Genomic DNA, 13,677 nt, shown 5'->3' with positions numbered 1-13,677 from the left:
GCCGTAAGTTTTTGCACAAATAGTTGCAATCGCAGCAGTTAAAGTTGTTTTACCATGGTCAACGTGACCGATTGTGCCCACGTTTACGTGTGGCTTATTACGTTCAAACTTGGCTTTAGCCATGATGATCTTCCTTTATTAACTACTCATGGAGGGTCACCCCATGAGCACTTGGTTTTCAACTAAGAATTAGTTAGGGCTTATAGTAATCGAAAGATTACTCGTCGTCACCTTTTTTACCGCCAGCTTGGAATTTAGCAATGATGCCTTCAGCCACGTTACGTGGAGTTTCAGCATACTTAGCAAATTCCATTGAGTAAGTCGCACGACCTTGAGACATAGAACGCATTTGAGTCGCGTAACCAAACATCTCAGCAAGAGGAACTTCTGCTTTAATTGCTTTTGTTCCACCAGGAAGATCGTCCATACCTTGAACCATACCACGACGACGGTTTAAGTCACCCATGATATCGCCCATGTAGTCTTCTGGAGTTTCTACTTCAACTTTCATGATAGGTTCAAGAAGGATAGGATCCGCTTTCATGAAACCATCACGGAAGGCATAAGAACCTGCCATTTTGAACGATAATTCGTCAGAGTCGACATCATGGTAAGAACCGTCGAATAATGTCGCTTTAATACCAACAACAGGGTAACCAGCTAATACACCATTCTTCATACGTTCTTGAATACCTTTGTCAACCGCGCCAAAGAATTCTTTAGGTACTACACCACCAACAACTTCTTCAACGAATTGGTATTCTTTACCAGACTCATCAACATCAAGCGGTTCAAGACGTACATATACGTGACCAAACTTACCTTTACCACCAGTTTGACGTACGAATTTACCTTCTTGTTCAACAGACTTTTTGATCGTTTCACGGTAAGCAACCATTGGTTTACCAATGTTAGCTTCAACACCGAATTCACGCTTCATACGGTCAACAATGATGTCAAGGTGAAGTTCACCCATACCAGCAATAATTGTTTGACCAGATTCTTCGTCTGTACGAACACGGAACGATGGATCTTCTTTAGCCAAACGACCTAAAGCGATAGACATTTTTTCTTGGTCTGCTTTAGTTTTTGGTTCAACAGCCAATGAAATTACTGGCTCTGGGAATTCCATACGCTCAAGAGTAATGATGTTTTTCTCATCACATAATGTATCACCAGTTGTAACGTCTTTAAGACCTACACACGCTGCGATATCACCTGCACGGATTTCATCAAGATCTTGACGTTCGTTCGCATGCATTTGCACGATACGACCGATACGTTCACGCTTAGCTTTAACTGGGTTATAAACCGGATCACCTTGTTTAAGAACACCAGAGTAAACACGTACGAATGTTAAGTTACCTACGAATTTGTCGTTCATGATTTTGAACGCAAGCGCAGAGAACGGAGCTTCGTCAGATGCTTCACGAGACGCTTTAGTTTCGTCTTTGTCGTCAAGGATACCTTCGATCGCTTTAACTTCTGTAGGTGATGGTAAGAATTCAATTACAGCATCCAACATACGTTGAACACCTTTGTTCTTGAACGCAGAACCACAAAGCATTACTTGAATTTCAGAAGCTAATGTACGAGCACGTAAACCTGCAATGATCTCTTCTTTAGAAAGATCACCTTCTTCAAGGTACTTGTCCATTAATTCTTCAGAAGCTTCAGCCGCAGCTTCAACCATTTTTGTACGCCATTCGTTAGACGTATCAACTAGGTCAGCTGGGATATCAGCATATTCAAACTTCATACCTTGAGATGCTTCATCCCAGATAATCGCTTTCATTTCGATAAGGTCAACAACACCCTGGAATGTATCTTCAGCACCAATTGGCACAACGATAGGAACAGGATTACCACCTAAACGAGTTTTAACTTGCTCAACAGCACGGAAGAAGTTTGCACCAGTACGGTCCATCTTGTTCACGAATGCTAAACGAGGCACTTTATATTTGTTCGCTTGACGCCATACAGTTTCAGACTGAGGTTGTACACCACCTACAGCACAGTAAACCATGCACGCACCGTCAAGAACACGCATAGAACGTTCAACTTCGATTGTGAAGTCTACGTGTCCCGGGGTGTCAATTACGTTGATACGGTGTTGTTCAAATTGGTTACCCATACCAGACCAGAAACAAGTCGTAGCAGCAGAGGTAATTGTAATACCACGCTCTTGTTCTTGTTCCATCCAGTCCATTGTTGCTGCACCGTCGTGTACTTCACCAATTTTGTGAGATACACCTGTGTAGAACAAAATACGTTCAGTTGTAGTTGTTTTACCTGCGTCAATGTGCGCAGAAATACCGATGTTACGGTAACGAGTAATTGGGGTTTGGCGAGCCATGATGTCTACATTCCTAAATGTTATATTTAAAACAGGACGCACCAATTAAATTGATGCGCGCGAATATCCAAACAGGCAACTTAAATACCTGCAAAGCCCCCACTTTGATAGAGAGCAATGTTGAATCGAGCTGCTGTACGCATGAATATTCTCCTGAATAAGGCCTGTTTTATCCGCTTAGAAACGGTAGTGAGAGAAGGCTTTGTTAGCTTCAGCCATACGGTGCACATCTTCACGTTTTTTGATTGCTGCACCTTTACCTTCAGCTGCATCAAGCAACTCACCAGCAAGACGTAAAGCCATCGTTTTTTCAGAACGCTTAGCAGCAGCATCTACTAACCAACGCATAGCTAAGGCAGTACGACGGGATGGGCGTACTTCCATAGGTACTTGATAAGTAGCACCACCAACACGGCGTGCTTTTACTTCGACCATAGGACGAACTTTCTCAAGAGTAGTCTCGAAAAATTCAACTGGGTCTACTTTGTTTTTTTCTTGAACGCGTTCTAAAGCACCGTAAACGATACTTTCAGCAATAGATTTTTTACCATCTTGCATTACGTGGTTCATGAATTTAGCGATTGTTTGGCTGCTAAATTTTGGATCTGGAAGGATCTCACGAGCAGCGACTACGCGACGTCTTGGCATTTTAATACACCTAATAATATGACACTTCAGGATAATCCAGCAGTTTGTACAAGTGTCATGTACACGACGCTGGCCTTACTATACGTCGCTTGAATTACAAATCTATGAAGAATTCAAACAAGCGAAACGCTAAAGGGCTTTTGGACTAGTTTCCTAGAATTACTTCTTAGGACGCTTAGTACCGTATTTAGAACGTGATTGATTACGATCTTTAACGCCGGCACAGTCTAAAGAACCACGAACGGTATGGTAACGTACACCTGGTAAGTCTTTAACACGACCACCACGGATAAGAACAACACTGTGCTCTTGTAAGTTATGACCTTCACCACCGATGTAGCTAGATACTTCAAAACCTGAAGTTAAGCGAACACGGCAAACCTTACGCATAGCTGAGTTAGGTTTTTTAGGTGTAGTTGTATAAACACGTGTACAAACACCACGACGTTGTGGACAAGCCTTCAACGCAGGAACTTTGGATTTTTCAACCAAAGTCGTACGACCCTTACGGATCAACTGATTCGTTGTTGCCATATGGCAATTCTCCCGTTATTAAAAAACCTCAAAAAGAAAATACCTCTTTTTAAGGGCACATAATTGTAAGCTAAGATGCAAAAATGGTCAACACGGCAATAATTACCAAATGTTGACCATATCAATGTTTGACAGGATGACTTACAAAATTAAATAGGGGCGAAATTTCGTTTTGAAACCCTATCTTTGTAATTGTATTGTTAAGAGTACTTTTGATCTTCTATAACATCATCATTTTCAATTTCTAATGCTGGTTTCTGTTCACTATGCTCGTGCTCGACCACATGTTTTTCTGCAAGCTGCTCAATACCTTGATGAACATTTTCTTGCACTTTTTCTTCACTTTTTTCAGAAGTATTCGATTTAACCACAACTGCCACTTTTGAAATTACATCATGATTTTCTATTTTATGATGTTGTGCCGCGTGAATACTGCCGTTTTCTCCAACGTTCAAAAGACGAGGACTTGCCTTTTGAATAAGAGTCACGGCAGCATAATAAGCTTGAAGTGGTGATAAATGCTCATTCGGATGTTCATTTAAATAGTGTCGTGCAGCACCAAAAATGGCTTGTGCCTTGTGGCCTACATCTTCTTGTAACTTCCAACTGTAAACAGCACTGAGCACTGCACCTACTGCAGGAGTAAATTTACCAACAGAAGCAAGTTGCGGAACTTTATTTAACCAGTTCCATTTAAACTCGCCATTTTCATCAACCAACCATTTTTTTAAGGTTTCAATATCATTTGAAGACCCCAGTAATTGCTGAAACTGTTGAACATCTTGTGTCTCTAACATATTACGTAATGCTTTTAATGCCAAAAGTACCGTCTGCTTTTCAGCAATCAAACTGATATCGACTTCTTTAAAAATAAACTCAACAACATCTTGATCACTTCCATCATTTAAATCGAAACCATGTGATCTTCCAGTTTGATAAATTGTTCTTAAAACCAAAACTAAAGATACAGGAATATCTACAGCCGCTCCCACCATACCAGATACACCAGTAATCGTACCTTGTATTGTTGCAATCAATTTATTTTGTTCAATCAGTGCCTGACTTAAACGTTGAGAGCGTGAAGTATCCTTAGTTAACTCAAATAGGTCTTTTGCACCTGCCTCTTCTAATATTTTTTCAGTAAGTGTACTTTTTGAACTAAAGTCATTCAGCGCATCAAATAAATAACTTGATATTTTCTCATTCCAATCAGGCGAAATAAATGTAGCAATACCATTGACCTTTCTAAAATGACGACCAAAAACTTGGCGAGTAACTTTAGGTAAATGTTCACGTAACATTTGTTGTGGACTTTCATATTGTTCCACTTCAAATGGGCTTTTGTTTCTAGCATTACCTTCTACTGTTTTGCCATTCGCAAGTGGCTCGACCAACTTACTGACCTCACCTATTTGGCTTTGCTGCAAGATGTTTAAGCCAGTAGAACTGAGCTTTTTAGCCACTCCGAAGACCTGAGAAAACAAATTGTCAGATTGATTATTATTAAATTTTGTCATCCAGTACCTCGATTTTTTAATTTATCTAATTAGAGATAAATACTAGGTGGAATGTAGATTTATCTCAACTTGAATGTGTGTATTTTAGTTAACCCTAAATGAAACATACTATGTATTTGGTTATTTTTTTAAATGCAAAATTGACATAAAGATTTGCCATAAGAAATAAAAAACCTTTCTGCTATCATGGTAACAACGAAAACATATGTCTAATGTTCTTCCAGCTATCTTCTCCTATCATTTAATAGCTGCTGATGTTCATAGACTTTAAATATCACCATAAAGGGACCTGTAGATGAAACGTGTCGTAATCACTGGTATGGGTATTAACTCATGTATCGGTAACTCTTTAGAAGCAGTTACTCACTCACTTCAAAATGGAATCTCGGGGACACGTTTTAACCCAACTTACGCTGAACTTAATTTTAAAAGCCATGTCAGCGCTGCTGCAGAACAAGATTTTGATCATATCGACCGTAAATTAAAACGCTTTATGGGCGTTTGTGCGATGTATGCTTACAACGCTGCTGTAGCTGCAGTTGAACATGCAGGACTCACACCTGAACAAATTGGCGGCAACCCACGTTATGGTATTGCAGGTGGTTCAGGTGGTGGTTCAACTGCATCTGTTGTTGAAATGACTGAGTTATTAGAAACTAAAGGTGCACGTAAAGTAGGTCCTTTCTTTGTACCACGTAATATGTCAAATACCATTACGGCAAACGTAGGTGTTGCATTTAAACTACAAGGTATTGCTCATACTATTACAAGTGCTTGCGCAACTTCTGCAGATGCAATTGGTTATGCATATAACCTTATTCAACTTGGCAAACAAGATCTTATGCTTGCTGGTGGTGGTGAAGAAGATCATTGGTCTCAAAGTTTATTGTTTGATGCAATGGGCGCACTTTGCTCAAAATATAACGATACTCCTGAAACAGCATCTCGCCCTTATTCAGCAGACCGTGACGGTTTCGTAATTGCTGGCGGTGGTGGTTTCGTAGTGCTTGAATCGCTTGAGCATGCGCAAGCACGTGGTGCGAACATTTTAGCTGAAGTTGTCGGTTACGCAGCAAACAGTGATGGTGCAGATATGGTTGCTCCAAGTGGTGAAGGCGCTACACGCTGTATTTTAATGGCACTTGAAGAAGCTAAACAGCATGGCGTAGAAACAATTGACTATGTAAATACACATGGTACTTCTACTCCAGCGGGTGATGTTACTGAACTTAAAGCAATGGAACGTGCTTTTGGTGAAGGTAAAGTACCACCGTTAAGCTCGACTAAATCTATGACTGGTCATAGCTTAGGAGCAGCTGGCGTTCAAGAAGCCATCTACTCTGTTCTTATGATGCAAAATGACTTTATTGCACCAAACATCAACGTAACTGAACTTGATGAAGGCGCAAAACCTTTTGATATCGTACTTGAAAAACGTGATGCAAAATTGAATACTGTAATGAGTAACAGTTTTGGTTTTGGCGGTGTAAACGCTTGCCTAATTTTCAAGAAGTGGGATGCATAATCCCACCTAGGATTAACGATGGATGCACCTTCTGATGCTTTTTTGTGGGTAAAAGCATTACATATTATTGCCGTGGTTTGTTGGTTCGCTGCTTTGTTCTACTTACCACGTTTATATGTTTATCATGCTATGAGTGAAGATGCTGCAAGTCATCAACGCTTTGAGGTAATGGAACGTAAGTTGTATCGAGGAATTATGTGGCCTTCTATGATTGCCACATTAATTACTGCACACTTTCTCGTTGAGTGGGGTGATGCAACTCGACATTACCATGAAGCCACATGGTTTTACTTAAAAGTTGGACTAGTGGCTTTATTAGTGGTTTACCATTTAGTGTGTGGTTACTATCGCAAAAAGCTTATCGGAAATGCTCACTATAAATCACATAAGTTCTGGCGTTTCTTCAATGAAATGCCAACCTTAATTTTATTTGCGGTTGTGATTTTAGTTGTTGTAAAACCTCAGTTTTAACTGGGGTTTTTTATTATCTAAGACTTCTTATTTAATTTTTTAATTCATTTCAGTCAGTTAACTATTTTCAATTAAGCTTATTAATGGTCACGGCGCCTTTATAATCAATAATTAGAATAAGATTTTACAAGCCTCTGATCAGATTCAAAGTGGACATTTTGTCAATAAGGTACCCAAATCATCAAGTAAGAAATAAATATCATTCATTGTGTCTGTCTTTCCACATAGTTGATGTATGTTATGCTGCTAAACAAATAGATGAACTTATTTAATAGCAAAACTATGTTCACTCTCAGCGCTTTTAAATTCACCCTAGATCGACAATTTATTATTTTTACTCTTTTTATTCTTCGTCACTTAAAAAGCTATCCAATTCGATTTCTTGCACCTGAAGAAAAAGCTTTAGCGCAAAGGGTTTTTGGTGATCTGCTAGATTGTGAACGTCCTAAAATTATTGCTACTCGTTACTTACCTTGGCAAGCTCATGGAATTTTGATGGCTCCAAATGGAAATATCTATGTAAATTTTTCTGACTATAGTAGCAATTACGCTTTAGAGTCTAAGTTCATACAAGGTATTTTTATTCATGAACTCACCCATGTTATGCAATATCAGCGAGGTATTCATGTATTACTAAAAGGCGCATTTTTACAATCTGCCTATTACCTCACCTTTAAATATTACAATCCTTACAAATACACCTATCATCCGCAAAAAGCATTTAGTTCTTACAATATTGAACAGCAAGGAGAGATTGCGAGAGATATCTGTTCAGGGAAGCTACCCAATATTATTTGTTTACCTCAACTGGATTTGTAAGCAAATAATTGAGTTTGACTGCAACGTAACATTTTTACCAACTTACTCAACGCAAATTTTATAAACAAAAAAATATGAAAATAAAGTTGAGATTTGAGTTTATTACTGTCAAATTATTGAAAATAAGTATAAAAACTTATTCCAAATTTTGGAGTGTTAAGGCAGTATACAAACAATAAAAATAATGAAGCTTGTTTCTATTCTATACAGAAAATCTCGTTATTTTTACGCAGAAAATATGTGATTGGTATATATTATTGATCTTGACATTTTTGTTTACTATTTTACTTGTTTATTATCGTGTCATACACATCGTTGAAAAATTATATTCATAAAAATCAACACTATGTGTATTTATATTCGTTATGATCTAGGATTAGGTTTGAATGAAAAGTTTTAAAGTTGCCCTTGCTCAGTTTTCTCCGCATATTGGCAATATTGACTCAAACACCCAAAAGATGATTGAGCAAGCAAATCAGGCGAAAAAACAAGACGCTGACCTGATTATTTTTCCTGAGCTTTCTGTGATTGGTTATCCAGCTGAAGACTTATTGCTACGTCCAAATTTAAACAAACGTATGCAAAAGGCTTTTGCACAACTTAGCGAAGTTAAAGATATTGTGATGGTTTTCGGCTTCGTGAACCAGAGTGAAGATGGCCAACGTTATAACTCAGCTGCTGTCATGAAAGATGGTCAGGTTTTAGGTGTTTTCAATAAACACAACTTGCCAAACTATAGTGTTTTTGATGAAAAGCGCTATTTCGAAAAAGGTCATCAACATTTGGTATTTGAATACCTTGGTCATAAGTTTGGTGTCCTCATTTGCGAAGATATTTGGTCAATCAATACAGTTAAACAATTAAGCCAATTAAATGTTGATACTGTACTTGTACTTAATGCATCTCCATATGAAGTAGGTAAACCACAGCATCGCAAACAAACATTAAGCGAGCTTGCAAAACAACTTCACTTAAATATTGTTTATGTCAACCAAGTTGGTGGGCAAGATGATTTAATTTTTGATGGTTCAAGTTTTGTCAGCAATCAAAATGGTGAAATTGCTTTACAAGCACCAAGCTTTAAAGAAGATCTTTATATTGCTGAATTTGACCGTGATACCAAATTATATAAAGTCACTGAGTCTGCTCCGGCATTGGAAACTTTTGCAGAAATCTATCAAAGCTTAGTTATGGCAACGCGTGACTATGTAGAGCGTTCAGGTTTTCCTGGTGTAATCTTAGGTCTATCTGGTGGTATTGACTCTGCCCTTACACTTGCAATTGCTGTTGATGCAATTGGTGCAGAAAAAGTACAAGCTGTAATGATGCCATACACTTACACGTCTCAAATTAGTGTAGAAGATGCAGCAGAACAAGCTCGCCGTATGGGCGTGACTTTCGGTATTGCTGAAATACATTCAATCGTAAATAGCTTCATGCAAACGCTATATCCATTCTTTGGTAACTCACCAGCGGATGCAACTGAAGAAAATTTACAAGCGCGCGCTCGTGGCACATTGCTTATGGGCCTATCTAACAAGTTTGGTAATTTGGTGCTTTCTACAGGTAATAAATCTGAACTTTCAGTTGGCTACTGCACACTCTACGGCGACATGGTGGGTGGCTTTGCTGTTCTCAAAGATGTTTATAAAACAATCGTGTTTGAATTAGCAAAATACCGTAATAGCTTAAGTGAAACTCCGGTTATTCCTGAGCGTGTCATTACTCGTCCACCTTCTGCAGAACTCCGTCCAGATCAAAAAGACCAAGACTCTTTACCAGCGTATGATGTATTAGATGCCATTCTTTATGCGTATATTGAAGAAGATTTAGGTCAGGCTGATATTATTGCCAAAGGTTTTGATAAAGAAGTTGTTGAAAAAGTCATCCGTTTAGTTGATCGTAATGAATACAAACGTCGTCAAGGTGCGATTGGCCCGAGAATTACTTCTCGTGCATTTAGTCGCGAACGACGTTATCCGATTGTCAACGGTTGGACAGCGAATGACTGAGCAGAAAAACTCATCAAAAACCACAGCACTTGCTCAAGCACTTTTGCTTGAGCAGGTGGAATTTTTCAAAAAACAATTATCGATAGAAAACTCACCTATTTATTTCCAGCAGTTCATCCAACTATTTATGCAACATGCTGACGAAATTAAGCTTTGTGAAGTTGTAGATTTAGAACAATTACAAGCCGTTGTGAAACGCTATGCTTTTGAGATGCAGCTGGGTGCAGGCTTACTTGAGTTTATTGGGGAAATTGCACAGCGTATTTATTTATCTGCTATGAAATCTCCAATTCAGCTACAAGACTTGGTATCCGATCACCAGTTTGAAATGTGGCTTTCCAAATTTTTGGAAATGGAGCATATTCCTCATTATCTGAATGAGTTTTTAAGAACCAGCCCTTCTGTTCAACAGCTTTGCCAATATATTGCTACTTCAACCTTAGAACAAAAATTACCAAAATTTTTAACTGCCTCGACAGTAAATGACTACCATTTTGAATGGCAACATAAACTTAAAAAATTCTCGTTTTTACAGCAACAACGTCTCGAGCACAAACTTGAAACTTGGATTGCTAGTTTTATTCATGAACAGCTTACAGAATTAAGCCTTTTGTCGGCTGAAGATTTAGAAAGCTTAGTGCGTCATATCTGGGAAGATATTAGACATAAAAAAATGTATGAGTTTATGAAACAGCTCACTCCTCTCGATGTGGAAGAGTTCTTTGTTTTAATTTATGAATACTGGAAAGAGTTGCGCCAGTCGCAATTTATGCAAGATCTTATTTTGTATGGCGTCGAAGTTTTTTATGATTTTTATAAAGATCAAAGTTTATTTGAAGTGTTAAGTGAGATTGGTTTAACCGAAACTGACTTACAAACTGAAGCTTTACGCTTTTATCCGAAAGTTATGGATGCCTTTAATGAGCACGGTATTTTGGAACCGTTACTTCAAGCGCTCTTAGCTCCTTTTTATCAAAGCTCAAAAACACTCGATATGATTGAAAAACATTTTAATGAGTAAAAAATAGATAAAAAGAAACCACGCAGGAGCGTGGTTTTTAAAATGGTGGCTATGACGAGACTTGAACTTGTGACCCCCGCATTATGAGTGCGGTGCTCTAACCAACTGAGCTACATAGCCGTAAACTGTGTGCGCATTATCTATAGTTCTGTATAACAGGTCAATACTTCAAAACTCTTAATGTCCACCAAATGAACAAATAAGATTCAGATCACCATTATTTGTTCATTTTTTAACAAATTTACAATTTAAGCAATTGATCGGCCACAGAAATATATTAAAGATCTAATACGAGCTTTTTACCTTTTGCCCTTGATACACAAATCATCATGCTCTTTTGTGAAGCCTTTTCTGCATCACTTAAGTATTGATCGAAGTGCTCTGCCTCACCTTCTAAAATAGCAGTTTCACACGTACCACAAACGCCTTCTCGGCATAAACATTCCACATCGATATTTAATGTTTCGATAGCTTGTAAAATAGTCTGGTTACTTTGTACTTCAATTTCTTGATTAGACTTAGCAAGTACTACCGTAAAAGCTTCACCATCTTCAGGAACTGTTGAGGCAAATTGTTCCCAGTGAATGTACTCATCGCGGTAACGGTGTTTATTACAGCAATCAATCACTGCATCAATCATGGGTTTAGGACCACATACATAGACATGTGTGCCTTTTGGCTGCGATGAAATGAGTTGATCTAAATTTAATGCGCAACCTTCTGAATCAACATAACTAAACACATGCTCAGCATGTTTCTGCTTTAACTCATCTAACAAAGCCGCATGTTCAGGTGAACGATAAGCATAATGTAGCTCAAACTCAGCACCGCGTGCGGCTAGCTCATCCATTTGTGGCAAGAATGGTGTAATGCCAATACCACCTGCAATTAAAATATGTTTATTGCCTGTTTCAGCTAATGGAAATAAATTTTTTGGTTCTGAAATCTGAATTTCACAGCCTTCATTGCACTGATCATGCATGAAAACCGAACCACCCTTACCTTCAGCATCCTTACGAACACAGACTTGGTAAGTCGATAGATCTTGCGTACAACTCATCAATGAGTAAGCATTTGAAAGTTGCTCATTCATTTTGACAATAATATGGCTTCCCCCACTAAATCGAGGAAAGTTCTGCCCATCTTGACGTTTGAACGTAAACCGTTTGATTAAAGGGGTTAGCTGCTCCACATGAGTAACAACTGCCGGGAACATTTCATAATGACTAGCCATATTAGAATCCTTCTTTTACCGCATATTCTTGTTGTTAGGGCTTATCCTTAAAGCCCTAAACACATGTATTTAATGGTCATGAACTCTTCAAGACCATACTTTGAGCCTTCACGCCCAACACCTGACTGCTTCACACCGCCGAATGGTACAACTTCATTTGAAATTGCTGTGGCATTCATACCGACCATTCCATATTCAAGCTGTTCTGACACTCGCCATAAACATGAAATATTTTCGCTATAAACATACGCAGCCAAACCAAAGATAGTGTCATTTGCTTGAGCAACGACATCTGCTTCATCTGTAAAGCGAATGAGTGGTGCAACTGGACCAAAAATTTCTTCTTGGACAATTTCCATTGTACGGTCAACGTTCGTTAGAACCGATGGTTCATAAAAGGTTTGTCCTAAAGCATGCTGCTTACCACCACAGGCAATCTTAGCGCCTTTGCTTACTGCATCATCAATGAGTTGCTGTGCTTTTAACACTGCTTTTTCATTAATTAAGGGGCCAATTTGCACGCCATCTTCAAGTCCATTACCGACTTTAAACTTTTGTACTTCTTGAACAAATTTCTCGGCAAAAGCTTGATAAATATTATCGTGTACATAAATGCGGTTAGCACAAACACAGGTCTGGCCCGCATTACGGAACTTGGCAAAAATCGCCCCTTGTACAGCTTTATCTAAATCGGCATCATCAAACACAATCAGAGGTGCATTACCGCCTAACTCAAGCGCTAATTTTTTAATGGTGCTTGAACACTGCTGCATCAGTAGGCGTCCCACTGGAGTTGAGCCAGTGAAGGTCAATTTTTTCACTTTTTCATGTGAAGTAAATACCGAGCCAATTTCTTGAGACTTACCAGTAACAACATTAATCACGCCAGCCGGAACACCTGCTTTTTCGGCAAGCTTTGCAATCGCTAAAGCACAATAAGGCGTTTCATTCGCTGGCTTAATCACGACCGTACATCCAGCTGCTAAAGCTGGTGCTGCTTTACGAGTAATCATGGCAATTGGGAAATTCCACGGCGTAATCGCAGCCACGACACCCACAGGTTCTTTACTGATAATAAAACGCTGCTGATTATTTACGGTTGGAATCACATCACCATAGATACGCTTGCATTCTTCGGCAAACCATTGAATAAAGGATGCAGCATAACGCACCTCACCTTTCGCTTCTGCCAAAGGTTTTCCTTGTTCAATGGTCATGATTAAAGCAAGTTCATCGGTATGATCGAGAACCAGTTTATGCCAAGCCAATAAAATATCTGCACGGTTTTGAGCAGTTAAAGCTTTCCAACTCTGCAATGCAGTATAAGCAGCCTCAACCGCCTGTGTCGCCTCAGCCGCTCCCATATTTGGAATTGTGCCAATTTCTTCGCCTGTAGCTGGGTTAGTCACTGGAACTGTTGCATTTGACTGTGCAGCTAGCCATTGCCCGTTAATATAGGCTTGTTGCTGAAATAATTCAGTGCTTTGTAAACTCGACATATCATCTTCCTAACTGAAGAATCAGGTGTAAGTTATCTTTA

Annotated in this window: 12 protein-coding genes and 1 tRNA gene; 5 read left to right on the top strand and 8 right to left on the bottom strand. The window is 38.9% G+C overall.

Going from position 1 to position 13,677, the window contains the following annotated elements; all coding sequences use genetic code 11:
• The 5 genes from ABFY81_RS16490 to ABFY81_RS16470 all read right to left on the bottom strand — a co-directional run.
• Positions 1-123: GTP-binding protein (locus ABFY81_RS16490; protein WP_016660498.1), on the bottom strand; the 123-nt coding region annotated here is incomplete at its 3' end.
• Positions 124-217: 94 nt separating this feature from the next.
• Positions 218-2,356, bottom strand: coding sequence for an elongation factor G (gene fusA, locus ABFY81_RS16485; protein ID WP_039255563.1), 2,139 nt, complete (start codon positions 2,354-2,356; stop codon positions 218-220).
• Between the two features lie 177 nt (positions 2,357-2,533).
• On the bottom strand, positions 2,534-3,004 hold the full coding sequence (rpsG, locus tag ABFY81_RS16480; protein WP_001138055.1) for a 30S ribosomal protein S7: 471 nt from the start codon (positions 3,002-3,004) through the stop codon (positions 2,534-2,536).
• A 159-nt stretch (positions 3,005-3,163) separates the two neighbouring features.
• The gene (rpsL, locus tag ABFY81_RS16475) at positions 3,164-3,538 is read right to left on the bottom strand and encodes a 30S ribosomal protein S12 (protein WP_002050319.1); all 375 of its coding nucleotides are present in this window, start codon (positions 3,536-3,538) and stop codon (positions 3,164-3,166) included.
• A 200-nt stretch (positions 3,539-3,738) separates the two neighbouring features.
• Positions 3,739-5,055 carry an EcsC family protein gene (locus ABFY81_RS16470; RefSeq protein ID WP_347914188.1) on the bottom strand — a complete coding sequence of 439 codons (1,317 nt, stop codon included), beginning with the start codon at positions 5,053-5,055 and terminating at the stop codon, positions 3,739-3,741.
• Between the two features lie 295 nt (positions 5,056-5,350).
• Here ABFY81_RS16470 and ABFY81_RS16465 point away from each other — a divergent pair, with 295 nt between their 5' ends.
• The 5 genes from ABFY81_RS16465 (at position 5,351) to ABFY81_RS16445 (ending at position 10,903) form a co-directional block, all read left to right on the top strand.
• Positions 5,351-6,580, top strand: a complete 1,230-nt coding sequence (locus tag ABFY81_RS16465) for a beta-ketoacyl synthase N-terminal-like domain-containing protein (RefSeq protein ID WP_004703335.1) — start codon at positions 5,351-5,353, stop codon at positions 6,578-6,580.
• A gap of 18 nt (positions 6,581-6,598) precedes the next feature.
• Positions 6,599-7,051 (top strand): protoporphyrinogen oxidase HemJ, encoded by a 453-nt coding sequence (hemJ, locus tag ABFY81_RS16460; RefSeq protein ID WP_004703336.1) that lies wholly within the window; start codon positions 6,599-6,601, stop codon positions 7,049-7,051.
• Between the two features lie 258 nt (positions 7,052-7,309).
• Entirely contained in the window at positions 7,310-7,870 is a 561-nt protein-coding gene (locus tag ABFY81_RS16455) for a hypothetical protein (RefSeq protein ID WP_347914187.1), read from the top strand.
• Positions 7,871-8,256: 386 nt separating this feature from the next.
• Positions 8,257-9,882 (top strand): NAD+ synthase, encoded by a 1,626-nt coding sequence (locus ABFY81_RS16450; RefSeq protein WP_134262147.1) that lies wholly within the window; start codon positions 8,257-8,259, stop codon positions 9,880-9,882.
• On the top strand, positions 9,875-10,903 hold the full coding sequence (locus ABFY81_RS16445; RefSeq protein ID WP_068936063.1) for a hypothetical protein: 1,029 nt from the start codon (positions 9,875-9,877) through the stop codon (positions 10,901-10,903). Before ABFY81_RS16450 ends, ABFY81_RS16445 begins: the two co-directional genes overlap by 8 nt.
• Before the next feature lie 43 nt (positions 10,904-10,946).
• Here ABFY81_RS16445 and ABFY81_RS16440 read toward each other — a convergent pair.
• The 3 genes from ABFY81_RS16440 to ABFY81_RS16430 all read right to left on the bottom strand — a co-directional run bounded on the left by ABFY81_RS16440 (position 10,947) and on the right by ABFY81_RS16430 (position 13,636).
• Positions 10,947-11,023, bottom strand: a tRNA-Met gene (locus ABFY81_RS16440).
• A 157-nt stretch (positions 11,024-11,180) separates the two neighbouring features.
• Positions 11,181-12,137, bottom strand: coding sequence for a carnitine monooxygenase, reductase subunit CntB (cntB, locus tag ABFY81_RS16435; RefSeq protein WP_004703350.1), 957 nt, complete (start codon positions 12,135-12,137; stop codon positions 11,181-11,183).
• Between the two features lie 47 nt (positions 12,138-12,184).
• Entirely contained in the window at positions 12,185-13,636 is a 1,452-nt protein-coding gene (locus ABFY81_RS16430) for an NAD-dependent succinate-semialdehyde dehydrogenase (protein ID WP_347914186.1), read from the bottom strand.
• Positions 13,637-13,677: the final 41 nt, after the last annotated feature.

The sequence above is a fragment of the Acinetobacter sp. WA-87 genome, assembly GCF_039938935.1.
GTDB lineage: Bacteria > Pseudomonadota > Gammaproteobacteria > Pseudomonadales > Moraxellaceae > Acinetobacter > Acinetobacter seifertii.
This window is presented reverse-complemented; position numbering and strand designations above follow the sequence as displayed.

Bases quoted from the DNA above. Each gene is read 5' to 3' on its own strand.
- fusA (WP_039255563.1), bottom strand. From the start codon at position 2,356: ATGGCTCGCCAAACCCCAATTACTCGTTACCGTAACATCGGTATTTCT.
- rpsG (WP_001138055.1), bottom strand. From the start codon at position 3,004: ATGCCAAGACGTCGCGTAGTCGCTGCTCGTGAGATCCTTCCAGATCCA.
- rpsL (WP_002050319.1), bottom strand. From the start codon at position 3,538: ATGGCAACAACGAATCAGTTGATCCGTAAGGGTCGTACGACTTTGGTT.
- ABFY81_RS16470 (WP_347914188.1), bottom strand. From the start codon at position 5,055: ATGACAAAATTTAATAATAATCAATCTGACAATTTGTTTTCTCAGGTC.
- ABFY81_RS16465 (WP_004703335.1), top strand. From the start codon at position 5,351: ATGAAACGTGTCGTAATCACTGGTATGGGTATTAACTCATGTATCGGT.
- hemJ (WP_004703336.1), top strand. From the start codon at position 6,599: ATGGATGCACCTTCTGATGCTTTTTTGTGGGTAAAAGCATTACATATT.
- ABFY81_RS16455 (WP_347914187.1), top strand. From the start codon at position 7,310: ATGAACTTATTTAATAGCAAAACTATGTTCACTCTCAGCGCTTTTAAA.
- ABFY81_RS16450 (WP_134262147.1), top strand. From the start codon at position 8,257: ATGAAAAGTTTTAAAGTTGCCCTTGCTCAGTTTTCTCCGCATATTGGC.
- ABFY81_RS16445 (WP_068936063.1), top strand. From the start codon at position 9,875: ATGACTGAGCAGAAAAACTCATCAAAAACCACAGCACTTGCTCAAGCA.
- cntB (WP_004703350.1), bottom strand. From the start codon at position 12,137: ATGGCTAGTCATTATGAAATGTTCCCGGCAGTTGTTACTCATGTGGAG.
- ABFY81_RS16430 (WP_347914186.1), bottom strand. From the start codon at position 13,636: ATGTCGAGTTTACAAAGCACTGAATTATTTCAGCAACAAGCCTATATT.